Source organism: Phaeobacter sp. HS011, assembly GCF_018101215.1.
In the GTDB taxonomy this organism is placed as follows: domain Bacteria; phylum Pseudomonadota; class Alphaproteobacteria; order Rhodobacterales; family Rhodobacteraceae; genus Phaeobacter; species Phaeobacter inhibens.
In genome coordinates, this window is sequence record NZ_JAGEUF010000001.1 from 408,888 (window position 1) to 432,218 (window position 23,331).

At 58.1% G+C, this 23,331-nt stretch carries 18 protein-coding genes; 5 read left to right on the plus strand and 13 right to left on the minus strand.

What is annotated here, in order from left to right:
- Positions 1-56: 56 nt before the first annotated feature.
- The 6 genes from J4721_RS01920 to J4721_RS01945 all read right to left on the minus strand — a co-directional run bounded on the left by J4721_RS01920 (position 57) and on the right by J4721_RS01945 (position 7,617).
- Positions 57-1,064, minus strand: coding sequence for an Ldh family oxidoreductase (locus tag J4721_RS01920; RefSeq protein WP_211001993.1), 1,008 nt, complete (start codon positions 1,062-1,064; stop codon positions 57-59).
- A 63-nt stretch (positions 1,065-1,127) separates the two neighbouring features.
- On the minus strand, positions 1,128-1,778 hold the full coding sequence (locus tag J4721_RS01925; protein ID WP_211001994.1) for a DUF3726 domain-containing protein: 651 nt from the start codon (positions 1,776-1,778) through the stop codon (positions 1,128-1,130).
- Complete coding sequence (locus J4721_RS01930; RefSeq protein ID WP_211001995.1) at positions 1,775-3,466, minus strand: hypothetical protein; 1,692 nt, start codon at positions 3,464-3,466, stop codon at positions 1,775-1,777. Before J4721_RS01930 ends, J4721_RS01925 begins: the two co-directional genes overlap by 4 nt.
- A gap of 103 nt (positions 3,467-3,569) precedes the next feature.
- Positions 3,570-5,114 carry a BCCT family transporter gene (locus J4721_RS01935; RefSeq protein WP_014881774.1) on the minus strand — a complete coding sequence of 515 codons (1,545 nt, stop codon included), beginning with the start codon at positions 5,112-5,114 and terminating at the stop codon, positions 3,570-3,572.
- Between the two features lie 62 nt (positions 5,115-5,176).
- Positions 5,177-6,169: a membrane dipeptidase gene (locus J4721_RS01940; protein ID WP_211001996.1), complete on the minus strand. Its 993-nt coding sequence runs from the start codon at positions 6,167-6,169 to the stop codon at positions 5,177-5,179.
- The gene (locus J4721_RS01945; RefSeq protein WP_102875495.1) at positions 6,169-7,617 is read right to left on the minus strand and encodes an aldehyde dehydrogenase family protein; all 1,449 of its coding nucleotides are present in this window, start codon (positions 7,615-7,617) and stop codon (positions 6,169-6,171) included. The genes J4721_RS01940 and J4721_RS01945 overlap by 1 nt, the downstream gene beginning before the upstream one ends.
- A 110-nt stretch (positions 7,618-7,727) precedes the next feature.
- Between J4721_RS01945 and J4721_RS01950 the strand changes: the two genes are divergently transcribed.
- Complete coding sequence (locus J4721_RS01950; RefSeq protein WP_102875496.1) at positions 7,728-8,624, plus strand: LysR family transcriptional regulator; 897 nt, start codon at positions 7,728-7,730, stop codon at positions 8,622-8,624.
- The gene (locus J4721_RS01955; RefSeq protein WP_211001997.1) at positions 8,621-9,628 is read left to right on the plus strand and encodes a GlxA family transcriptional regulator; all 1,008 of its coding nucleotides are present in this window, start codon (positions 8,621-8,623) and stop codon (positions 9,626-9,628) included. The genes J4721_RS01950 and J4721_RS01955 overlap by 4 nt, the downstream gene beginning before the upstream one ends.
- A 32-nt stretch (positions 9,629-9,660) precedes the next feature.
- Here J4721_RS01955 and J4721_RS01960 read toward each other — a convergent pair whose 3' ends face one another.
- From J4721_RS01960 to J4721_RS01990, 7 genes are all read right to left on the minus strand, one after another.
- On the minus strand, positions 9,661-10,224 hold the full coding sequence (locus J4721_RS01960; RefSeq protein WP_211001998.1) for a sarcosine oxidase subunit gamma: 564 nt from the start codon (positions 10,222-10,224) through the stop codon (positions 9,661-9,663).
- The gene (locus tag J4721_RS01965; protein WP_211001999.1) at positions 10,217-13,183 is read right to left on the minus strand and encodes a sarcosine oxidase subunit alpha family protein; all 2,967 of its coding nucleotides are present in this window, start codon (positions 13,181-13,183) and stop codon (positions 10,217-10,219) included. The genes J4721_RS01960 and J4721_RS01965 overlap by 8 nt, the downstream gene beginning before the upstream one ends.
- Complete coding sequence (locus J4721_RS01970) at positions 13,180-13,488, minus strand: sarcosine oxidase subunit delta (protein ID WP_014881781.1); 309 nt, start codon at positions 13,486-13,488, stop codon at positions 13,180-13,182. Before J4721_RS01970 ends, J4721_RS01965 begins: the two co-directional genes overlap by 4 nt.
- 12 nt (positions 13,489-13,500) lie before the next feature.
- The gene (locus J4721_RS01975; protein WP_014889348.1) at positions 13,501-14,751 is read right to left on the minus strand and encodes a sarcosine oxidase subunit beta family protein; all 1,251 of its coding nucleotides are present in this window, start codon (positions 14,749-14,751) and stop codon (positions 13,501-13,503) included.
- A 219-nt stretch (positions 14,752-14,970) separates the two neighbouring features.
- On the minus strand, positions 14,971-16,440 hold the full coding sequence (locus tag J4721_RS01980) for a PLP-dependent aminotransferase family protein (protein WP_211002000.1): 1,470 nt from the start codon (positions 16,438-16,440) through the stop codon (positions 14,971-14,973).
- 117 nt (positions 16,441-16,557) lie between these two features.
- On the minus strand, positions 16,558-17,364 hold the full coding sequence (gene dmdD, locus J4721_RS01985) for a methylthioacryloyl-CoA hydratase (RefSeq protein WP_014881784.1): 807 nt from the start codon (positions 17,362-17,364) through the stop codon (positions 16,558-16,560).
- Between the two features lie 56 nt (positions 17,365-17,420).
- Positions 17,421-19,193, minus strand: coding sequence for an acyl-CoA dehydrogenase (locus tag J4721_RS01990; protein WP_211002001.1), 1,773 nt, complete (start codon positions 19,191-19,193; stop codon positions 17,421-17,423).
- Between the two features lie 121 nt (positions 19,194-19,314).
- Here J4721_RS01990 and J4721_RS01995 point away from each other — a divergent pair, with 121 nt between their 5' ends.
- The 3 genes from J4721_RS01995 to J4721_RS02005 all read left to right on the plus strand — a co-directional run bounded on the left by J4721_RS01995 (position 19,315) and on the right by J4721_RS02005 (position 23,322).
- Entirely contained in the window at positions 19,315-20,340 is a 1,026-nt protein-coding gene (locus tag J4721_RS01995; RefSeq protein WP_102875502.1) for an AraC family transcriptional regulator, read from the plus strand.
- A 141-nt stretch (positions 20,341-20,481) separates the two neighbouring features.
- Entirely contained in the window at positions 20,482-22,755 is a 2,274-nt protein-coding gene (locus J4721_RS02000; protein ID WP_247655767.1) for a glycosyltransferase family 2 protein, read from the plus strand.
- A gap of 180 nt (positions 22,756-22,935) precedes the next feature.
- Positions 22,936-23,322, plus strand: a complete 387-nt coding sequence (locus J4721_RS02005; protein WP_014881788.1) for a Fur family transcriptional regulator — start codon at positions 22,936-22,938, stop codon at positions 23,320-23,322.
- Positions 23,323-23,331 lie beyond the last annotated feature (9 nt).

Consider the following 23,331-nt stretch of genomic DNA (forward strand, 5'->3'; position numbering starts at 1 on the left):
GGCCTCCACTTCGTTCTCTCACACCACGATGCCGGATGTTGGCTGCATCTGCCATATCACAGCAGGGCGCGGACTTTCTCCAACAGAGCGGCATTGACGGCGACACCGTCTGAGGCCGCGCGGATGCGGCAGGCGCGCCGCCCATCGCCGGGCAGGCGCGCACCATCCTGATCATGGATCGATGCAATGAGGTCGGCCAGCCTTTGCTGAAATGCGCCACCTGCGGTTGCCGCCGGATCAACTGCGACGAAGAATTGACCGGTTTTCGGAGGGCCGCCCGCAGTGCCGGAGAAGGGGCTTGCGACTGAACCGAGTGTCGCACCGGTCATGGCAGCGGCCATCAGTTCAACAGTCAGCGCAATACCGACCCCTTTGTAGCCACCGGAGGGCACCATGGAGCCTTTGAGACCCGCCTCGGGATCGGTCGTGGGTTGGCCATCCGCATCCAAAACCCAGCCCTCTGGCACAGGTTTGCCTTCACGGGCGTGTTTCATCACCTCGCTTTTGGCGATGGTGCTGGCAGATTGGTCGATCAGCAACGCGGCGTTGCCGTCAGCATCCGGGGCGGCGATCGAAAACGGGTTGGTGCCCACAACCGGCTTTGCCCCACCAGATGGAGCAATAGACGCAGGCGCGTTGGTGAAACCGATGCCCAGCAGACCCGCCTGTGCCAGACGTTGGGTATGAACCCCCAGAACACCGCAGTTGTAGGAATTGTTCACTGCCAGAACCGCAACCCCCATTTCACGGGCCAGTGGGATCAGTTTTTCGAACCCCTGATGGATCGCGCTATGGGCAAATCCGGTAGCCGCATCCACGGTGACAACAGCGGGGCGAGGCTGGTCGACAACGGGGGTGGCCTGACCATCAACCTTGCCGCATTCCACATGTTGAGCGTAGATAGGGATATAGGCCAGCCCGTGCGAGGCAACGCCATCGGCTTCGGTCATGGCTGTGGCGACAGCCAAGGGGCGCGCGTTGGCTTCAGAGGTGCCAGCCTTAACCAGCGCACGGAAGGCCAGATCTTCTATTTCGGCAAGGGTCAGGGTTTCTGTCGCAGTCATGTCGGTCTTTCTGTTCTGCATATGCGGAGCGCACAGGGTGGACCTGCGCCCCAATAGGTTTCGTCAATCGTTGTCGCTGAGACCCGCGCCGGCGCCGCGCAAACGGCTTTCTTCGGTTGCGGGGGCAAATGTGCGATGTGCGAATTTAGCCAGCTGTCCCCAGCTTTCTTCTGACACATCGGCACGCATGACTGGTTCCTGCTGGCCCGTCATATCTGCCGGAGCGGAAAACACCATCTGATCCGCCAGCCGTGTAAGAAAGGCCTTGCTCTCGCCCTGCACGCAGAGCCGCTTGCCATCGGTGGCAAGCCGCACGCCAGCCCATTCAGCAGCAACCGGGCGCCCCAGTCGCAATGCAGCCCCGCCCATAAAGGGGACAGCCAGCAAGGGAAAATTCACATTTTCCATCGTGATCCGACCGCGCTCCAACAGGCGCACAGCGCAATCGCTCAGCGCAGCGCCGGCAATCAGCGGGCTCATCCTGCGGGCGGGCGCGTGCCAGATCTCTGCCCGCAACGAAACAGGCGAGACATCAATCGATGGAATGCGGTCATTCATGGTCAGAAGACTCGCCAGCATTTCGGTGCCGGGAAAGCCAAAGGACGACAGCCAGCGGGTGCCCTTGGCAGCCTCCTCCGCCAGCCCCCATGAGAGACCAGCCCCGCGGGCAGCGCGCTTGCTCATGGCCTCAATTTCATTCAGCGAATGGCTCATGCCGCACCCTCTTCCAATTCAGGAAACACCCAAAATTCCGCGTTCTCTGCGGTTAACTCAGTGGGAAGCGGGGCGTTGCCATACATACAGATCCGCACCCAGCGATCCGACCGGGGATCAAACTTGGTTGCCCCGAAAAAGGCCAGCTTGCAGCGCAGCATATCGATGGGGAGCACCTGATCTGAAATCGTGTTGTCGCGAATTTCCGCATAGGGCGCGCGCCCGACGATCTGGGCCCGCCGCAGGACGTGGCGATGCTCCGAATGGCGCAGCAGGAAATCGGCGACCTGAGCCTCGTCCGGCCAATGGGCGAGGGCCTGATACAACATGGCTGCATCACGACCCGGTGCCAACGGCTGCTCATATTCTTCAATCGGCTCCTCGAAGCGTTCACCCAACCGAGGTTCGAGCTTCTCTTCCGAGACATACCAGGCACGTGCCTTGTTCGCCGGCGTCTGCCAGTTGGTATCGATTGCCCATGCGTAGACGTCGCAAAGGATTTTGCGCAAATCTCCAATCGTCATCGCGCCAGCAATGCGGAAGGTGGCGGTATTGTCTGCCGACATATCTTCGGCAAATCCATCGACCAATCCGCCATAAGGTTCCAGCATTAGCGAGGCGATCCACTCCTGCCCTTCCAGAGATAGCGCCTCTTCAGCCCAACGATAGAGAACATCCCATGGCTTTGGCCCAGCCAATGTCTGGATTTCAAGATAGCTTGTCACCTGATCGGCATCCGACCGCAGCGCGCTCAGTTTCTGGATCTGGATCGGATGTTCAGACTGCCAGTCCGCGATTGTCATCTTGCTGCGCTCGACCAGAGAACGGAACAGTGCAATATCATCTGGATGGGCTTCTTCAATATTGCGCACAGCCTGAATGGCCTTTTCACGCGCGGCCACCCAATTGTTGAACAATACGGGATGGTTCAGCAGAAACGGCGCCATTCCAAGGCCGGTAGAGTTGCCAATCCCCATTGATCGCGCCAACTCCGGCGCCAGCCTCACGGCAGTGGTTCCCTGAGCACTCGCGCGGCAGTCAGCCATGTGCTGGACCAGATCGGTCACAAACCAACGGGTCAGATAGACCGACAGCATCTCAACCTGGAAGGGCGCGCGGAATTCGGGGCGCTCCGCAATCATTTCGCGATCTGCCGCCCCCAGTTTTCCCGACCCATATACGGCCGTGGTCCGCATCAGGTAACCCACCGCGTCGATCTGTTCGGCAGAAGGCTGCTTGCCTGAGGCCAACGCGCTGACCACATGTTCCCACAGACGTACAGAGCGGTTCGCACGGGAGACAGACAGTTCCGAGCCGGAGACACGCCCGGCTTCCTGAACGGGAATATTCTGCGACAACCGTGCGATATCCGCGTCGGTCGGCACCCCGTCATACAGGGTGAATGTGGCGTCCCATGCCTCTGCGATAACCCGGTCAGAACGTTTCTCGGGCGGCAGGTCATGGGCAAAGGCCACCAGCGAATAGGAGCGTTCTGGCCCATGCGCGGTGTAAACCGCATGGCCTTGGCCCATCTCATCAATCTCAAAGGCAGTTTGTTCAAAACGCCAGCCCTCGCGTGCCAGACGTCGGGTAAGCACCCGCATGAAAGACAGGCGAGATTGGTGCATCGAACCGAGGCGCGCCAGACGCATAACAGTGTTCGGTTCACGGCAGAGAATGTCGGTCATTCGGATTGGCCTTTGCAATCAGGTCGTTAGTCATATCCCGTATGATCTGAACAGGTCGGGCGGTTAAAATGGGTGCCGGGCGCCAGTGACGCCCGGCAGATGTTTAGCTCTCTTTGCCCTTTGCCAGGGTGATGCGCAGCGCATCCCAGAGCGACGGCAGCAGGATCAGTGACACCGGCACAGCAGTGACCACGATGAAGCTTTGCAATTTTGATACGCCGCCGGAGCCGACAGAGATCAAAATCACGGCCATCACACCCATCGCAATGCCCCAGAAAACACGCACAGCCGTGCTGGGTGTGTCGCCCTTGGTCATTGTAGCGGAAATCACATAGCTCATCGAATCCCCGGTTGTGGCCACAAAGATCGTGGTCAGGATCAGGAACAGGATGGAGACAAGGAAGCCCATCGGCAGGTTGTTGGTAATCGCCAGCAGCGCGGCGGGCAGGTTGAAGCCCTCAAACGCTGCGGAGACGGTGCCCGGCTCGGCCAGTTCCATAGCGATGCCGGTACCGCCGATGATGGTGAACCAGAAGTTGGTCACAATCGGTGCGATGATCGACAGCATGATGATGATCGAGCGAATGGACCGTCCGCGGGACACCCGCGCGATAAACATGGCCATCAGCGGACCATACCCCATGAACCAGCCCCAGAAGAACACGGTCCACCAACCCAACCAACCAGGGGCGCCGAAGACGGCCGCATCACCACGATACAGAGCCATCTGGAAGAAGTTGCCCAGATAGGTTGCGAAGCCTGAGAAGAACGACCCGAAGATGAAGCCGGTAGGCCCCGCCAGAAGGACGTAAATCAACAGGACCGCGGCGAGGATCACATTGATCTTTGACAGCAGTTGAATGCCACGGGACAGCCCGGTCATGGCTGAAATGGTATAAAGCGCGACCAGCGCACCGATCACCACGAACTGCGTGGCAAAAACATCCGGGATCCCGAAGAGGTCAGACAGACCGTAGCTGACCTGAAGCCCGAGAAAGCCAATCGGACCCACGGTGCCCGCCACCACGGCAATGATGGAAGACGCATCGGCAATGACGCCAATCGGACCATTGATGGCCTTGTCGCCGAACACAGGATACAGCAGCGTCCGCGGCGCCAGCGGCAGGCCTTTTTCATAGTGGTAATGCATCAGCATCACGGTCGAGAGCGAGCCGAGGATCGCCCAAGCCAAGAACCCCCAGTGCATGAAGCTCTGTGCGATGGCTGGTGTCACAGCGGCTTCGCTGCCACCTTCGGCGCCATAAAGCGGCGGCGAATAGAGGAAATGTGCAATCGGCTCGCCTGCGGCCCAGAATACGCCACCGCCCGCAAGCAATGTGCACATGATCATAGACCCCCACTGGAATGTGGTGAACTCAGGTGTTGCCAAACCGCCCATAATGGCGCGGCCACCCGGCAGTATGCAAAGGACCAGCCCAATCAAGAAGGTGGCTAGCAGCAGGATCTGCCAATACAGTCCGAAATAGGTCGCGGCGATGTTAAATCCCCAATCGACCAGTGCTGAAAGGCCGTCAAGATTGACCAGTGCCGCCACACAGAACAGCGCGATAAAGCCGCCCGAAAGCAGAAAGAGCGGCTTGTTAATGCGGCTCTCCTGCGGTGTTGTTTCCATCGATGTCTCTGACATCTGTCCCTCCCATTGGTCGGCCCGATATCATTGTACTGGGCCGTTAAACGTATCCCGGTCCGTCAGCTCCCTGACTTCGCACCGAAATTCTCATCGAAAAAGCGGTACCAGTTGCCCCCCATGACAGCGGCGACCTCTTCCTCATTCATCCCGACGCTGCGCAAACCGTCTTCGATATTGCCGAAGTCACGGTTGTCCTCGAACCAGTTGGGCATTGGCGGGAATCCTGGCGCGGATTTTGAACCCTCGCCGTAGTCGATTTCTTTGGTCCAGCGGCCGACACGCATCCATTCGACGATGCTGTCGGGCTGATCCTGGCAAAGGTCGGTTCCAATGCCGAGGTGTTGCACGCCATAGCGATCCGCGGTCCGCGCGATCATTTCGCAGAAACTTTGCAGCGTGCAGGCGGACTTGTCTTTCAGGTGATGCGGATAAACTGAGAACCCAAACATCCCACCATTGGAGGTCACTGCGCGGATCACGTCGTCTTTCTTATTGCGCAGGGCAGGGGACCAGTCATGCGGATTGGCATGGGTGATAGCGATCGGGCGTTCCGACAGATCCGCTGCTTCAATAGTCGAACGGTCCGCGGAATGGCTCATATCCACCACAAGACCGACGCGGTTCATCTCCTTGATGACCTGCTTGCCCATACGGGTGATGCCGGTGTCCTCCGCCTCATAACAGCCGGTCGCCAGTAGCGATTGGTTGTTATAGGTCAGCTGCATGAACCGCGCGCCCAGAGTGTGCACGATTTCGACCAGGCCGATGTCGTCTTCGATGGGCGACGGATTCTGGAAGCCAAAAAACACAGCGGTACGCTTAGTTTCGCGCGCCTTGTCGATGTCGGAGGCCCAGAGACCCTTCATGATCAGATCAGGAAACTGTTCAAACCAACGGTTCCATTTTTCGAAGTTCAGTACCGTCTCACGAAAATTCTCATGGTAGGAGATGGTGACGTGGATTGCATCCACGCCCCCCTCCCGCAGCTGGCGAAAGATCTTCTCCGACCAGTTGGCGTATTGCAGCCCGTCAATCCTGAGCGCCGGGCGCATCAAACCGGGCCTGCGCTGATATAGGCAGTCTTAACTGTGGTGTAGAACTCCGCTGCTGCTTTGCCCTGTTCGCGCGGACCATAGGAGCTATCGCCACGACCACCGAAGGGCACATGGTAGTCGGTTCCAGCGGTCGGCAGATTGACAGTCACAACACCGGTGCGGGCATTGCGGCGGAAATGCGTGGCACGGGCCAGCGATTGGGTGACGATGCCCGAGGTCAGGCCAAAGTTGGTGTCATTCACCACGCTCAGCGCCTCATCGTAGCTGCCAACCTTGATCACCGATGTCAGCGGCGCGAACATTTCCTCACGGTTGATACGCATGTCGTTGGTGGTGTTCAGGAACACGCCCGGGGACATGTAGAACCCCTGATGCGGCATCTCGAGACGCTGGCCACCGCAGGCCAACTCGGCGCCTTCGGTTTTGCCCAGATCAACATAGGCGAGGTTTTCGTTCAGCTGCTGTTCGCTGACCACTGGACCCATCTGCACGCCTGCTTCCAGTGCGTGGCCCACCTTCATGGCCTTTGCCCCTGTCACCAGCTTCTCCACGAAGGCGTCATGAATACCGGCGTGGACCACCAGTCGCGAGGAGGCCGTGCATTTCTGTCCGGTGCCGCCAAAGGCGCCACCGAGGGCCAGCATCACGGCCAGATCCAGATCCGCGTCGTCCATTACGGCCAGCGCGTTCTTGGAGCCCATTTCCATCTGTACCTTGGTCAGGTTCTGGATAGCGGCAGCCGCGATCCCCTTGCCCACCGGCACCGAACCGGTGAAGGAAATCGCGTTCACCTTGGGGCTTTCGACCAGACGCTGACCAATGGACCGGCCCGAACCCATCACCAGAGAGAACAGACCTTTGGGAATGTCTTGCCGCTCAATAATCTCCGCCAGCGCAACAGCCGATGCCGGGGTGATGTTTGCCGGTTTCCAGACCACGGCATTGCCATAGCAAAGCGCCGGGGCAATTTTCCAGGAGGCGGTTGCAGTCGGGAAGTTCCAGGGGCTGATAATCGCGACGGTTCCGACAGCTTCGCGGCGGACGTCGACCTCAATATCGGGGCGCACAGAATCCGCATTCTCACCGATCTGGCGCAGGCATTCGGCAGCGTAGTAGGTGAAGAATTGGCCAGCGCGATAGACTTCGCCTTTACCTTCCGCCAGCGGCTTGCCTTCTTCACGGCTGAGAAGTGTACCCAGTTCCTCTGCGCGGGCCATCATTTCATTCCCGATGGCATTCAGCACCGCCTGTTTGCGCTCCAGACCGTAGGCAGCCCATTCGCGCTGTGCCACCTGCGCCTGATCCAGTGTCGCCTCCAGCTGATCGGCGCTGGCCTGGGCAAAGATACCGACGAGATCACTCAGATCCGACGGGTTACGGTTCTCCACTTCGCTCTCACCAGCAAGCCATTCACCGGCGATCAGGTTCTTTTGGATATCAGTCATGGTCAGAGGCCTCACACAGAATTCAGTTTCCATGGGTATGGACATGAGAGGTCACTTCAATCAAACTCAAATAACTGAACACCATTTCAGAAACTTTGAAGTCTTTAGCTATGGCGCTGAAAATTGAGTTGCTTCGCGGATTTGCCGCAGTTGCCCGAAGCGGAAACCTAAGTGATGCAGCAGGCATTCTGGGGCGCACACCGTCGGCGGTGTCGATGATGCTGAAACAATTGGAGACGCATCTGGGCGAACCGCTGTTTGAGACCGATCGAAAGAACCGCCTGACGGCGCTGGGGGCCTTTGTGCTGGAACAGGCTGAGCGCGAGTTGCAGCAATACGACACAATGGTCAAAGCGATTGAAGGTTATGCCAAAGCCACACATGGACATGTGCGGATTGCCACCGTCCCATCTGTTGCAGGCACCGTAATGCCTTTGGTTTTTTCAAGACATATCAGTGATTTCGAGCATGTCGATATCGAGCTTCGCGATATGGATTCCATATCTGTCCTACATGAATTGTCCCGTGAGCGCATCGACATCGGGATTGCAACACTGGGTCAAAACAGCTCCGGCCTGCACAGCCAGCACCTGCTGTCGGATGCCTTTGGAGTGATCTGCACTCGCAATCATCCATTGGCGCAGGAACGAGGAAAAATCGACTGGGACATGCTGCAGGATGAGCGTCTGATCGCCAACAGTTTGTCAGCCGGCATCAATGCCGAACCATCCCGGATACTGCACGATAAGGCTCTGTTGAAAGCACAGAACCTGACCTCCATCATGGCGATGGTGCGGGCAGAAATTGGCATCACTATTTTGCCGGAAATGGCCGCGCGGGCTGCAAATGCGCCGGAGCTGGTGTTCTGTCGGCTGGCTGATTCGCAGGCCACACGCCAGATCCATCTGCTGCGCAAAACCGATACCGCCCTGTCACCAGCCGCGCGATTGCTGGAAAAACACATTCTCACCTGTGCTGCTGAACTGACCGAAGGAGGCCTGTCATGACCCGAACCGACACGCCGCTCACACTGGGCATTCTGATCTTCCCCGGCTTTCCCATGGCCTGTCTGACCTCCTGCATTGAACCCTTGCGCGCCGCCAATGAAATCGCGGGGCAGGAGGCCTTTCGCTGGACGGTGGTCGCTGAGACTGCGGACCCGGTCGCCTCCTCAGCTGGGGTCAGTTTTGGTCCGGATACTGTGCTGGCGGACCTGGCGGAGCATGATTTTCTGTTTTTTACGGCGGGACCAAATGCGCAGTTTGACCAGCCCGCACGAGCCAATGCAGCCTTGCAACGGATCACCCGACGCAAGACCCGGCTCGGCGCTTTCAGCGGTGGGGTTTTCCCGCTGGCACGGACAGGTTTGGTGGCGGGGCATCCGCTCTCGGTTCACTGGTGCTATGAGGCTGCATTTGAGGCGGAGTTTCCGGACATCGAACGACAAAGCACAGTGATCTGCGATGAGGGGTCATTTGTGACAATCTCCGGAGCGACAGCGGTGTTTGACTACATGCTCACGCTGATCGAGGAGCATCTCGGCGGGGATATCATGGCTGAGGTTGCCTGCTGGTTTCAGCACCCCTATGTGCGCAGCGCAGCGACCTCTCAGAAAACCCCGGCATTTTCAACGGCCAAGAGCAAAGACCTGCTGCCAAAGAAGGTGACACAGGCAATCGAGCACTTCGCCGAGCACATCGAAGACCCGATCCAGATCAGTGATGTTGCGGATGCCATCGGGGTCTCCGCCCGGTCGCTGGAACGCAGCTTCAAGGAGGCCACAGGCCAGAGCCCGTTGAAATACTACCGGATGATGCGAATGAACCAGGCGCGGCAGCTGGTGCTTTATTCCAGCACGCCAGTAACAGAGATCGCATATATGGTCGGCTACAGTACGCCCGGCGCATTCCTGCGGATCTACCGCGAGAGTTTTGGCGTCACGCCGATCAATGACCGGCGCGCCAAAAACTCCCTGCGTGTCAAAAGCGGGGATGCCCTGCCTGCGGGATAAACCCGCGCGGCAAGCACATCCAGATCCCCGCCTCAGGCGATGGAGCGGGCGGCAGTGATCAGCGCGTGATGCAAAGACGCAGCGGAGGAACGCGGCCCCAGAACAGCCATGCGATCCTGCTCTAGGCGCCACAGGAACACGCCGAGATGCTCCAGAGTACCACGAATGACGCGTTCAGGTTGCATGTCGCGGACCGGTGCGTTGCTGAGCCGTTCAAACAGATCACAAAGGGCAGGGCCCGCAGCATCGAAACGACACCAGCCATCTGTCTGTTCCACCACCGATGCGGTGGCGCCCGACACGTCTTTCAAATCGCGGGTCAGTTGCTCATGCTGATCATGGGGCGCTGAGATCATCCACTGATGCGGCCCGGTCCAAAAGACCGAGAGCACACCAGCTTGTGACGATCCGCCAACATCTGGCAGCTCCATCTTGTAGGCTTCTGAAAGAGCTGTCCGCAGCGCCGGTTCCTGGTCTTGGCGAGCCGCCACTGAGGCAAGCGCCCGGTCCGTCACTTCGGAGATCGTCAGGTCGCCAATCGTATCCATCCGAGGGGTGTCACTGCCAAGCGGGGTGAGGGCGGTCAATTTATGCACGGAGCTTCTCCCCTTCGGGATCTACGAAATGAGGGCTGACAATCTCAACCAAAACGGTTTGGTTTTTCAACGGGTTGACCAGACGCAGCCGCTCGCCCATTCGATTTGCCCCACCTTTGACAAAGGCCAGTCCGATTGCGCTTTGCAAAATAGGTGAATAGGCGGCAGAGGTCACATATCCCTGATCATGCGCCGCATCGACCGGGCCATCGGTCGCCATCAAATGCCCCCCGGCAGGAACACCATCGCTGGACTTCACGGGGCGCACCCCGACGAGGCTCAGCGCATTCTCTTTGTTCATACCGTCGCGGCGGCTCAGCACATTGCCAATACAATCCTTTTTGGTTGAGACCATGCGGCCGAGACCTAGGTTCAGCGCGGATGTGGTGCCGTTCAGTTCATTGCCTGCGGCATGTCCCTTTTCGATCCGCATCACACCCAGCGCTTCGGTGCCATAGGGTGTCACATCGAATTCTTCCCCTGCCGCCATCATCTCTCGCATCAGGGCATCGCCATAGCGGGTCGGGACCGCGATTTCATAGGCCAGCTCACCCGAGAAAGAGATGCGGAACAGCCGCGCCCGGCAACCACCACAGACCGTGACCTCACCACACCCCATAAAGGGGAACGCCTCGTTGGAGATGTCGAACTCAGGGTCGACGACTTTTTGCAACAGCTTGCGCGCGTTGGGACCTGCGACGGCGTATTGCGCCCAGGCCTCGGTTGTCGAAATCAGTTGCACGTCCAGATCAGGGCAGAGGCACTGACGAACAAATTCCATATTGCGATAGACCAGAACGGCATTGGCCGTAGTGGTGGTGACGACAAAATGATCCTCGGCCAGCCGTGCAGCGGTGCCGTCGTCATAGGCAACGCCGTCCTCCCGCAGCATCAGGCCGTACCGGACCTTGCCCACAGGTAGTTTGGCAAATCCATTGGCGTAGACCATGTTGAGGAAGGTCGCAGCATCCGCGCCCTGCACATCAATCTTTCCCAATGTGGTCACATCACAGATGCCGACCGAGTTCCGGGTCTGAAGGACCTCGCGGTCCACCGACTGGCGCCAATGAGTCTCACCTGCGCGCGGGAACCACTGCGCCCGCAACCAGTTGCCCACCTCAACGAAGACTGCGCCCTGTTCCTCAGCCCATTTATGGCTGGGGGTGAGGCGGGTCGGATGAAAATCCTTGCCGACAGCACGGCCCGCCAGCGCACCCATCGCAACGGGCGTGTAAGGGGGGCGAAAGATGGTGGTGCCGGTGTCCGGGATAGATTTGCCCGTCAGTTCCGCCATAACCGCCAAGGCGCCAAGGTTCGAGGTCTTTCCCTGATCAGTTGCCATGCCAAGGGTCGTGTAGCGCTTCAGATGCTCCACCGAGGTGAAGTTCTCCTGATGGGCCAGCTTAACATCCTTCACGGTCACGTCGTTCTGGAAATCAAGCCAGGCGCGTTTGGCACCTTTGACATGCCAGAAAGGCGTCAGGGAGACAGGCGCATCTTCGGCCTGCGGCAGATCCGCAGCACGGGCTGAAATGCCAAGATCACCAAGCGCCTCAACGGCGCGCTCTGCGCCCCCCTTCAAAGCTTGTGCAGTGGTCATTTCCCCCATAGCCGCCCCAGCGATCAGCTGACCTGCGGGCAGCCCAGCCCCCGGTACAAAGGACTGGATTGCATCACTCCAGACAGGGCGGCCTCGTTGATGGCAAGTCAGGCCCAGATTGGGATTCCAGCCACCCGACACAGCAAGCGCATCGCAAGCTATGGTGCGGGTTTGGCCATTAGCCAAACGCACAGTGACTGACGACAGGCCAAGACGCCCCTTCGTGTCAATGATTTCGGCCCCGGCGAGAACCTCGGTGCCCGGCAGGATCGGCGCGCCATCGCGTACGTCGACGATTGCGGGCACCTCCACCCCCTTCGCCATCAGATCACGGGCGGTGTGATAGGCATCGTCCCCATTGGCAAAGATCACAACCGACTGGCCCGGTGTCACCGCCCAGCGGTTGGCATATGCTCGTGCAGCCCCCGCCAGCATCACGCCCGGACGATCATTGTTCTCAAAGGCGATCGGACGTTCAATTGCGCCGGTCGCAATCAGTGCACGTTTTGAGTAGATCCGCCAAAGCGTCTGGCGCGGTTTCCCCGCTGTCGGCGTCGGCAGGTGATCCGCGTTGCGTTCAACCGCGCCGTAGATGCCGTGATCATAGGCTCCAAACACGGTTGTACGTGGCATCACGCGAACATTTGGCAGCGCGGCTAGCTCTGCCTGTGTCTGCGCCACCCAGTCGGTGCCAGACATTTCCGACAGCGCTTTGGTTTCGCTTAGCAAACGACCGCCGAGGCGATAGTCCTCATCTGCCAAGATGACCTGTGCGCCAGCCCGGCCTGCGGTCAGAGCCGCCGCCAGTCCAGTCGGTCCTGCGCCGATGATCAGCAGATCACAATGCAGGTATCCCTTGTCATAGGCATCCGGATCTGCCTCCCCGGTCAGGCTGCCAAGTCCTGCGGCCTTGCGAATGATCGGCTCGTAGAGTTTTTCCCAAAACGCTTTTGGCCACATGAAGGTCTTGTAATAAAAGCCGGCTGTCAGGAAATTTGAAAACCGGTCATTGATCGCCATCATATCATGGTCAAGCGATGGCCAGCGGTTTTGTGACCGGGCCTCCAATCCCGCAAAAAGCTCAACAACCGTAGCGCGGGTATTGGGTTCCTGACGCCCGCCGGAGCGCAGTTCAACCAGCGCGTTGGGTTCCTCACTGCCAGCAGTCAGCACACCGCGTGGGCGGTGATATTTGAAGGAGCGCCCCATTAGCTGCACACCGTTGGCCAGCAACGCAGACGCCAACGTATCACCCTGATGGCCCTCATAGGTCTTGCCATCAAACTGGAACGACAGCGGGGCATCGTGGTCGATAAGGCCGCCCGATAGTCGATTTTTCAACACGGATCTCCGGCTCATTGCTGCGGCTCCTGCGTGGTATTGGCCGCTTTATTCGCAAGCGCCACATCCCGGGCCAGTTCCACCCTCAGGATCTCATGCGTCGTGGTGTTCCGGGTCACCACCAGCCAGGATCGGTCACCCTGTTCGTGGAACCACAGCTCGCGATGTTCCCCCGCCGGGTTCTTGCGCAGATACAGATAGTCATGGAACTGCTGCAGGGCCGTTTCTGACAGCCAATAGGGCCGGTTCATCAGGCCAGCGTCCCCCAAATAGGTGAACTCCTGCGCGTCGCGGGGCCCAAGCAGCGGATGGTTGATAATCATCTGGACAATTCCTCAGTGCAGGTTCGGTTGGGCGCCCTGGCCCTTTTCGTCGATCATGTGACCGGACATGAAGCGATCCAGCCGGTAGGCGGTCGCGGTCTCATGCGGACGATCGGTTTTCAGAAGATGTGCGAAGCAGTAGCCGGCTGCCGGCGTGGCCTTGAACCCGCCATAGCACCACCCACCGTTGAAATAGAGACCCTCGATATGGGTCTTGTCGATGAAGGGAGAGCCATCCATCGACATGTCCATGATCCCGCCCCAGCTGCGCAGCAGTCGCGCCCGCCCGAGAGCCGGGATCAATGACATGCCACTTTCGACGACATCTTCGACAACCGGCAGGTTTCCGCGCTGTGCGTAAGAGTTGTACATGTCGATATCGCCACCAAAGACCAGCCCGCCCTTGTCTGACTGGCTGCAATAGAAATGCCCCGCCCCGTAGGTAATCACGCCAGGAATAAAGGGCTTCAGTCCTTCTGAAACAAAGGCTTGCAAGACATGGCTCTCGATTGGCAGGCGCATGTCAGCCAGGGCCATCAGGCGGCTTGAGTTGCCAGCAACCGAGACGCCGACCTTGCCTGCCCCGATGTAGCCACGGGAGGTTTCGACGCCCAGCACCTTGCCGCTTTCGATGCGCAGGCCGGTAACTTCGCAATTTTGGATGATATCCACACCGCGCAGATCGGCACCACGGGCATAGCCCCAGGCCACCGCATCATGGCGTACCGTGCCGCCGCGCCGGTGCAAAAGGCCGCCTTTGATCGGAAAACGTGCGTCATCAAAGTTCAGGAAGGGATACATTGCGCGAACGCCATCTGTGTCCAGCAGTTCGGCGTCTGAGCCGTTGAGGATCATGGCATTCCCACGGCGTCTTGCCGCGTCGCGCTGCGCGTCGCTATGGATCAGATTCAGAATACCGCGCTGGCTGACCATAGCGTTGTAGTTCAGGTCCTGCTCCAGATTTTCCCAGAGCTTCAGCGAAAATTCATAAAACGGCTCGTTCCCATCCAACAGATAGTTGGAGCGGATGATCGTGGTATTCCGCCCGACATTGCCGCCGCCGATCCAGCCTTTCTCCAGCACAGCGATCCGCGCGCCGCCGAACTCCTTGGCCAGATAATAGGCTGTCGCAAGACCATGCCCGCCACCGCCGATGATCACATAGTCATAAGCCGCCTGCGGCGTCGCATCACGCCATTGCGGGCGCCAGCCCTTGTGCCCGCTCAGGGCTTCCTTGATCAGTCCAAACGCAGAATATCGCATAGCGGCTCCTGTTCCTTGCGAGAACAGTTGCCGTGAAATCAGGTGAGGCTGCCGATGCGCTTTCGGACAAGATTCATGTCAGAATCGACAATTCAGATCTTCGCATTGCTCCGGTTGGCAAGCCCATGCCGACTGATGGTGTCCTTGCGCCCTTTTTTGAGCGATGCCACTTGTAATGCAGGTTATGTTAAATGAAGGCACGATCAGTTGCCCTGGATGTTACACTCTCAACGTCGCCGCTAGATCTTGGACACCTTTCTCCAAGCGTTCTTCCGAGAACCCAGCGAACCCCATGACAAGCCCTTGGTTCACAGGAGGTCCTGCAAAAAACGACGACAAAGGCTGCACGATAACTCCGGCGGATTTAGCCCGTTCTGCAGCCTCAGTATCGTTCATGCGGTTCTGTAGGTCTGGCGTCAACATGGCGACCAGATGCATTCCGGCAGGTACAGGATCGACAATCAGAAGATCGGCGGCATGCAGCTTGATTGCCTTCAAGACTGCCGCCTGTCGTTTCGCATACAGGCGTCGCATGCGCCGGATGTGTATGGCGAAATCACCGCTTTGCATGAACCGCGCCAGGACCGGCTGCAGCATCAGCGATGCCTGCTGATCTGTCTGGGACAATGCCGACCTCACCTTGGGCAGCATCGACTTTGGGAAAACCACAAACCCGAGCCTCATTGCAGAAAAAATCACTTTCGAGAAGCTGCCGACGTAAATCACCCGATCCTGATTGCTGAGGCTCATCATGGCGGGAAGCGGCTTGCCTTGGAACCGGTATTCACTGTCGAAGTCGTCCTCGATTACATAGGCGTTGCACCCAACGGCCCATTCGATGAGCTCAAGCCGACGGGACAGTGGGAGTGTGACGCCAAGCGGATAATGGCGCGATGGGGTAACGATTGCCGCCTTCGCCCGGGGAGCCGTCTGAAGCGCCGTCTTGATATCAAACCCCTGTTGGTCAACCGGCGACGGCACAGGTATAAGCCGGTTTTGATGCACAGCCCGGTTCAGGACGGCGTAACCTGGCTCCTCGGTCAGTACCACATCCCCTTCGTTCAGCGTTGCAGCAGCAATCAGACTGATGGCTTCGACGACACCTGATGTGATGAATATCTGTTCTGCCGTGCAGGGCAATCCACGCCATTCACGTAAATGATCCGCAATAGCCTCCCGCAGAGGCGGCCAGCCAAATGAATCGACACGCGACAGCAGGGCAGCGTCCGGTCTCCTCCAGGTCTGATCGTGATGACGCGCCCACTGCCGGTAAGGAAATAGCGTCAGTTCGGGTGCGGAGGCATCAAATGGCCGTAAGGTCGCGGGCACGGCCGGGGACGCTTCTTCGGGAAAGGTACCGGACCTGCCCTGCTCCATAGAGGCCGCAGTACCGGATTGTGCCTCTGGCAATTGATCCGGCAATTCTGCTTCGACATAGACACCGGAGCGGGCGCGCCCCTCCAGATAGCCTTCGCTGATCAACTGATCGATGACTGCTGAGACCGTCACCCGCGAGACCGACAGCTCCTCAGCCAGCGTGCGACTGGAGGGAAGTTTTGATCCCGGAGATATCATCCTGTCCAAAATCAATCGTCTCAGCTGGGCAAGAAGCTGCGCCTGAAGCGTGTCTGCACCATCGCGATCAAGGGATAGGGACAGCAACGCAGCCCCCGTTCTGGTCTTAGCCATAGCTCAAGCCTTGCTGCATTTGATCAGACCAGTCAAGACGACATCAGCCACCCGCAATCATCACCTAGTGAAGCCGTCCCGCCCGCCGCTCTCCGGCTTGACGGGACCAATGTGGCGCTAGTCGTTCGGACGCACCCGAGCAGCAGTTTTATTGGCGAAAGCCTCAAGCCGCGCGCGGGCGGCCGGTTGCGTGTTCACCACGCCTGCAACAACGGCTTCGGCGTAAGCCGCATCCATGCCAGACATGTTGTTGAGATGGCTGATCGCGGAGCAGATGGCATAGTTGGTGAGCGGCAGGTTTTCAGCTGCCCGATTGGCAAGCTCAAGCGCCTTATCAAAGCTGGAACCATCAGTGATGTACTGCGCCAAACCCAGATCAACCGCCTCCTGCCCCTGATAGACACGCCCCATCAGGATCATGTCGATCATGCGGGATTTTCCGATCAGATCGGACACCCGAATAGTTGCACCACCACCAGTGAAAATCCCACGCTGCCCCTCAGGCAGGGCAAAATATGTGGTTTGATCCATCACGCGAATATGTGCGGCACTGGCAAGCTCCAGACCGCCGCCAACCACCGCGCCCTGCAGCGCTGCGATCACTGGTACACCGCCATATTCCATCTTGTTGAACGCCTCATGCCAGCGCAGGCACACATGCATGAATTCATCGGGGGTTCGGTCTTCTTTCCAGTGCTCCACCAGATCCAGACCGGCGCAGAAATGGTCGCCCTTGCCCGCCAGGACCACGGCCTTTACCCCCTTGCGATGAGCACTGCTGAAGAACTGGACCAGCTCCTCAATCGTGGCAGTATCCAGGGCGTTGCGCTTGCTGGGGCGGTCAAGGGTTACGACGCAGACGCCATTGTCTTGCACTTCGATTGCAAGGTTCTGATAAGAGCTGAAACTGTCTTTTGCCAACATGGCTGGATCCTTTTCGGACTAGGTGGAGCGCCCGGAGGCGGATATTTTATGAGCGGTCAGACCTGGCTGGCCTCGTCAAGAAGGCTGGTTGCACCCGTCATGATGCGCGCACGATCGCTCTCGCATTCGACCAGAATATGATGTGCGAAAATCTGCACGGTGGTAATTTTTTGTGCCATGAAGTCGGTCTCATTCCCCCGCTGCAGTTCTGCCTCGGCAGCACGCGCACCGCGCGCCAGCTGCCAGCCAGCAGCAAGCGTCCCGGTGAGGTTGAGGAATGGGACGCTGCCACCAAATGCGGCTCTGGGATCATTGGGGGCGGTTTCCAGCAACCAGGCGAGGCTGGCATCAAACGCCGCCCTCGCCTCGCCAAGGCGTGCCGCGATATCCTGCAGTTTGGCGCTTCCTGTTTGTAAGGCAGCCTCGGTATCTGCAATCATAGCGGAGAACCGGCGCGCCGTTTGACCGGCGTCTCGCAAGACCTTGCGCCCTAGAAGGTCGTTGGCCTGAATGGCGGTCGTGCCTTCATAGATCGGCAGAATGCGCGCATCCCGGTAAAACTGTGCCACACCGGTTTCTTCAATGAACCCCATACCGCCGTGGATCTGGACCCCGAGCGATGCCACCTCAACCGCTCGCTCCGAACAGAACGCCTTGACCAAGGGAACCAGAAATTCAGCCACCGGCGCGGTCTCGGCGCGGATGTCATCATCACCGTTTTGGGACAAATCCAGCCAGCCGGCGGCAGCCATACTCAGAGAGCGGCCCCCTTCGACCAGCGCCCGCATCCGCAAAACCATCCGGCGCACATCGGGGTGACCAATGATCGCCGTTGTTTTATCAGGAGCAAGCCCGATCGCCTGCCCCTGTACCCGTTCCTTGGCGTAGGACAGCGCGTGCTGATAGGCGCGTTCGGAAACTGCGACGCCCTGCACCCCCACCGCAAACCGCGCGGCATTCATCATGGTGAACATATATTCAAGACCGCGGTTCTCCTCCCCGATCAGGTAGCCGGTGGCATTGTCATACTCCAAGACCGCGGTGGGGCTCGCCCGCACGCCCAGCTTGTGTTCGATACTGACGCAATTAACGCTGTTGCGGTCGCCGGGGGTGCCATCCTGATCGACAAGGAACTTGGGCACCAGAAACAAGCTTAGCCCCCGGTGGCCGTCGGGTGCGCCAGGCGTCCGGGCAAGAACCAGGTGGATAATATTCTCCGACAGCTCATGCGCGCCATAGGTGATGAAAATCTTGGTGCCGCTGACGCCGTAGCTGCCATCCGCGCGCGGCTCTGCCTTGCAGCGCACCCGCCCCAGATCGCTGCCGGCCTGCGGTTCCGTCAGGTTCATAGTTCCGGTCCATCGGCCCGAAACCAGCGGGCGAAGATAGAGTTCTTTCTGCGCCTCGGTTCCCGACAATTGCAGCGCGTCGATGGCACCATCTGTAAGAAGCGGGCAGAGACCAAAACTCATATCCGCCGCGTTCAGAATTTCGGTGGCTGCGGCACCAACCACGCGGGGCAGACCCATTCCACCGTGATCTACCGGATGCGCCAGGCTCTGCCACCCCATGTCCACGAACTGTGCATAGGCAGTCGCAAAGGCCTCCGGCAGAACTACCTTATCTCCATCAAGCCGTGCCCCAGTGGTGTCACCGACAGATGAGAGCGGGGCGATCAGATCAGTGCAAAACCGGCCCAATTCTTCCAGCGCAGCCCGGGCATCAGTGCGATCAATCTCACCGTATTTCTCAAGGGCGCTGACCTGCGGCCATTGCGAGAGATGGTCCAGATTGAACATCATGTCACGGATCGGAGCTTCATAGGTCATTGGCGCCTCGTTGCTGTGCTAGCTGTTGCCGATTGTCTAAGCTATCGCACGAAGGCTGCCCATTCCAGAATTTGACAAACGACTTTCCGAAAGTGACAAACCAACCTATCCTGTCGCCTCTATGACACATCATGATCCAGACACCCTTGCAACCGTTTCACTGCCCTTCATTGAAGACTGGCTGTCGGCTCTTCAGGCCAGTTGTGACGTGGATCAGATACACAGGATCCTGACCCACAGCGGTCTTTCCCAGCTTGCGAACTCGAAGCCCGCTGCTAACAGGGCCACACAGCGGGTTACATTGGATCAGATCGTTGAGCTCTATCAAATTGCAGCCGCTGAAACAGGCGATGAAATGCCTGGCCTTTGGAGCCGCCCTGTCCGTCCACGGGCGTTACAGCACCTGCTCACAACTGTGCGCGAAGCAGGAAATCTACCAGCAGCACTCTATCGGTTTTCGACATTTTGGAATCTGATATTGGACGACTATCACATTGAATTAAAATCAGAAGAATCATGTATTTCTCTAAGTCTCGTGCCACGTGGCACGCAGGAGGCTCACCGGTTCGGGCATATGCTCCTGCTCAAATTAGCGCATGGATTGCTGTCTTGGCTGGCAGGTTACGAGGTACCGGTTCGTGCTGTGCAGTTTGCATTTGACCAACCCGGTTTTGCGCAGGACTACGGGGTAATTTTTCCCGCCCCGGTGCGCTTCTCTCAGCTGTGTTCCGCTATTTCATTTGATCCGCAACAGCTCGGGCCCCCGCAGCCTCGCAGCCCGGCGGAACTTGCGGCATTCCTGGACCGAGCGCCGCGAGACTGGATCTTTACCGGTTTTCGCGAGCATCGGCTGTCCCTGCAGATCCGGGATTTTCTTTATCGGTCAAACTGGGAAGACTGCCGTCTGGGGGACGCGGCGGCGATGCTGAATGTGACACCCCGCACGCTTATGCGTCGGCTGGAGGATGAGGCCGCGTCCTTTCAGTCCATCAAGGACGCATTGCGCCGCGATATCGCCATTCGTGACCTGCGGGCAGGTCACAAATCTATCGAAGACATCTCCCACGACCTCGGTTTTTCGTCGTCCGCAAACTTTCACCGCGCCTTCCGCCGCTGGACCGGTGGAACAACCAGTTCGTACCGGTAGCCTTTTGGCAAGATGCCAACAGATCTCAGTGAGCATTGTAGAGTAGGATGTCCTGCCTTTCCCCGCGTCCACTGATCGTCACTTTTGACAGGTCAGACGTATGAATCCATGGTACTTAGAAGAAATCGCTACGGATATTCTATGACGCATTCAGACTTCGCGATCGCATCGGACCAGGTTCTGGAGCGTCAGTTGGGCGCGCATTGCCTCGCAGAAACCACCCTACTGGACTGCGTTGTCCTCCCCCAAAGCACCGGTTATCTGGCCAGACTGTTCTTCAAATCTGGCACTCGGTTTGAGGACATCTCAATACCGGGTGCAACTGTTTCACCAAATCGGAGCGGAAACGCCGTTGCGATCTTGGAGACTCCCATAGCAAACCCTGCTGATCCGGTAATGCTTAAGATACAGGGGCAATCATTCAGTCTCACCGCGGAACCTGCGGAAACCAGCTTGTTTGCCGGTCTCAATGTGCTGCTTGCGATCCGCAATGGCGAAAGCCCGGAAACAGCTGCGAGTTGGATGCAATATCATGTAACGCAGCATGGAATGCAGGCTGCTGTCATTATCGACCAAGCCCCCCCCAATGAAAGTCGCTTTTTCATCAGAGAGTTGCGCAATTTAGCGCAGACCATCGAAGGGCTAGTCCAAGTCGTGGTGATACACTCTGAAATCCCACTGGGTCAGAAAGGGCTGCCTGCAGAAGCACACCCTGTGAACGTTCAGGGCGCCCCTAAAAGAGATTGGCCAGAGCCGCCTCCCATAGACCCATGGAGAGCACCTCTGGGTGAGTTTCTGATCTATGAAATCATCAGGGAACGGTTCTTGAGCGACGCTCGCGCCGTCGCAAACATAGATCTATGTGACCTGTTGGCCGGGCAATCGGAGCTGAATATCTTCGACCGTGCGGTGCAGGCAAGCGACAAATATATCCGCTTACTTGGAACGCAAACCTATCCGTGGCGCGTCCGCCGGAACCAAGATGCCTCATTCGCTGATCACATCTGCACCCCGTTTGATAGCAATATCCGCCATCCACGTTGGTGCATCGCACCCGACGGCTACAACGACAGCCATATCTGGCACCAAAGCCAGGTTATAGGAGCCATAGCCGAACCGACCCAACCGTCAAATTTCTTCCGAAGCATGGTTCTGCGCCATCCAACACAGAAAATATCACATCTGGTTGCCAAGGGTAGCTTGCTGGAGTCGCCGGAATTGCTGGCACTGTCCCAGAAACATCTTGGCGGGAACCCGGTGCGTATGCCTGAAAAGAAGCGCCTATCACATTCAAGCGTAGGAACGCGGACATCCGTGGTCACGGCCATGAAAAACGAGGGGCCTTTCATTCTGGAATGGCTGGCCTACCACCGGGTCATCGGGGTTGATGATTTTCTCATCTACACAAACGACTGCACGGACGGCACCGATGCTCTCCTGCAGGTTTTGCAGGACAAGGAGATTGTCCAGCATCGAGACAACCCCTTCCGCGGCACCGACACGACACCACAGCACGCGGCACTTCAGGCGGCTCAAGAGGAACCCCTTATTCGAAACGCTGATTGGATCGTCTGTATGGATGTTGATGAGTTCATCAACATCAAATGCGGCAACGGACACCTCAGCGATCTTTATGCGGCGACGCAAGGCGCCAATATGGTCGCCATGACGTGGCGCCTGTTCGGCAACAATGACGTGTCGGAATTCTCAGGTGAGCTGGTCACGCGAGAATTCACACGATGCGCCTACGAAATCACGCGCAGACCTCACCAGGCATGGGGCTTTAAAACACTGTTCCGAAATGATGGCGTCTTCAAAAAGCTGGGCGTACACCGGCCCAAGGGGCTGCGACCGCACCTCTGGAGGGATATTCATTGGGTGAACGGATCCGGGCACGCTATGCCGCAGAAGATGTTCCGCAGCGGCTGGCGCTCGACCATTGAAACCTATGGATACGATCTGGTGCAACTCAATCACTATGCCGTGCGCAGTGCTGAGAGTTTTCTGGTCAAACGGGACCGTGGCCGCGTGAACCACACAGAACGAGATCAAGGCCTACCCTACTGGTTTCGAATGAATAACAATTCTGAGGAAGAGCGCTCCATTCAACGCCTGATCCCCGAACTGGAGGCGGAAATGGCGCGGCTGCTGGATGACCCGGACATAGCTGCAGCACATGATTATACCTGTCAGCGGCATCGTCAGCAGATTGACGAGCTCAAAAAGCGCAACGATATGAGAACGCTATACCAGGAAATAACCGGAGACAGGCTACGCAGGCTTTCCCGAATGCATGCGCATTTTTGCACCAATGTATTTCTAAGAGGCCCGGATGTGATCCCTGATGAACTCACCCAACAGGATCCCGCAGGCGACTTCTTCTTTACGGTTCCGCGCATTGAATCCAAAGCCTGAGAGGCAAAAACGCAAGAGGTTACAAATCCTGCTGAGCGGCAGATTTCTCTTGGTATCACATCCCCAGTGTAGAAACCTACGCTTGCTCTCAGCAAACCGATGAAGAGCCGACCAAAGGATTCACATCTTGCAATTTGTTATATTATAAAATAATAAACCTTGCAGAGAAGGAGCCCTGATATGAGAAAACGCGCTGCTGCTCGGCAACTGGATGTACTGACCGTGCTGAAAGCATGTGACAAACCGATGACCGCGTATCAAATTCTGGAGCAACTTCAGACGACTGAACCGAATATCGCGCCACCGACGGTCTATCGCACGCTTTCCGCGCTGACCGATCAGGGACGCGCTCACCGTCTTGAATCAATCAATGCCTTCGTGCCCTGCCGTTGCAGCCACGCCGAGAGCGTGCCCGTCTTGGCGATCTGTGACGACTGCGGCACCGTTGACGAACATGACGGTAGCGAGCTGCTACCGAAACTCACGGCCCTGACCGGCCAGAACGCCTTTCACGCCGTGCGGCATATCGTCGAAATCCACGGGTTGTGCGGTGCATGTGCTGCCTGATCGACTGTT

Coding starts and splice junctions, on each gene's coding strand:
- J4721_RS01935 (WP_014881774.1), bottom strand. CDS start 5,114: ATGTCAGAGACATCGATGGAAACAACACCGCAGGAGAGCCGCATTAAC.
- J4721_RS01930 (WP_211001995.1), bottom strand. CDS start 3,466: ATGACCGACATTCTCTGCCGTGAACCGAACACTGTTATGCGTCTGGCG.
- J4721_RS01925 (WP_211001994.1), bottom strand. CDS start 1,778: ATGAGCCATTCGCTGAATGAAATTGAGGCCATGAGCAAGCGCGCTGCC.
- J4721_RS01920 (WP_211001993.1), bottom strand. CDS start 1,064: ATGACTGCGACAGAAACCCTGACCCTTGCCGAAATAGAAGATCTGGCC.
- J4721_RS01965 (WP_211001999.1), bottom strand. CDS start 13,183: ATGAGCCGGAGATCCGTGTTGAAAAATCGACTATCGGGCGGCCTTATC.
- J4721_RS01945 (WP_102875495.1), bottom strand. CDS start 7,617: ATGACTGATATCCAAAAGAACCTGATCGCCGGTGAATGGCTTGCTGGT.
- J4721_RS01980 (WP_211002000.1), bottom strand. CDS start 16,440: ATGGCTAAGACCAGAACGGGGGCTGCGTTGCTGTCCCTATCCCTTGAT.
- J4721_RS01970 (WP_014881781.1), bottom strand. CDS start 13,488: ATGATTATCAACCATCCGCTGCTTGGGCCCCGCGACGCGCAGGAGTTC.
- J4721_RS02000 (WP_247655767.1), top strand. CDS start 20,482: ATGACGCATTCAGACTTCGCGATCGCATCGGACCAGGTTCTGGAGCGT.
- J4721_RS01950 (WP_102875496.1), top strand. CDS start 7,728: ATGGCGCTGAAAATTGAGTTGCTTCGCGGATTTGCCGCAGTTGCCCGA.
- J4721_RS01990 (WP_211002001.1), bottom strand. CDS start 19,193: ATGACCTATGAAGCTCCGATCCGTGACATGATGTTCAATCTGGACCAT.
- dmdD (WP_014881784.1), bottom strand. CDS start 17,364: ATGTTGGCAAAAGACAGTTTCAGCTCTTATCAGAACCTTGCAATCGAA.
- J4721_RS01995 (WP_102875502.1), top strand. CDS start 19,315: ATGACACATCATGATCCAGACACCCTTGCAACCGTTTCACTGCCCTTC.
- J4721_RS01940 (WP_211001996.1), bottom strand. CDS start 6,169: ATGCGCCCGGCGCTCAGGATTGACGGGCTGCAATACGCCAACTGGTCG.
- J4721_RS01975 (WP_014889348.1), bottom strand. CDS start 14,751: ATGCGATATTCTGCGTTTGGACTGATCAAGGAAGCCCTGAGCGGGCAC.
- J4721_RS01955 (WP_211001997.1), top strand. CDS start 8,621: ATGACCCGAACCGACACGCCGCTCACACTGGGCATTCTGATCTTCCCC.
- J4721_RS02005 (WP_014881788.1), top strand. CDS start 22,936: ATGAGAAAACGCGCTGCTGCTCGGCAACTGGATGTACTGACCGTGCTG.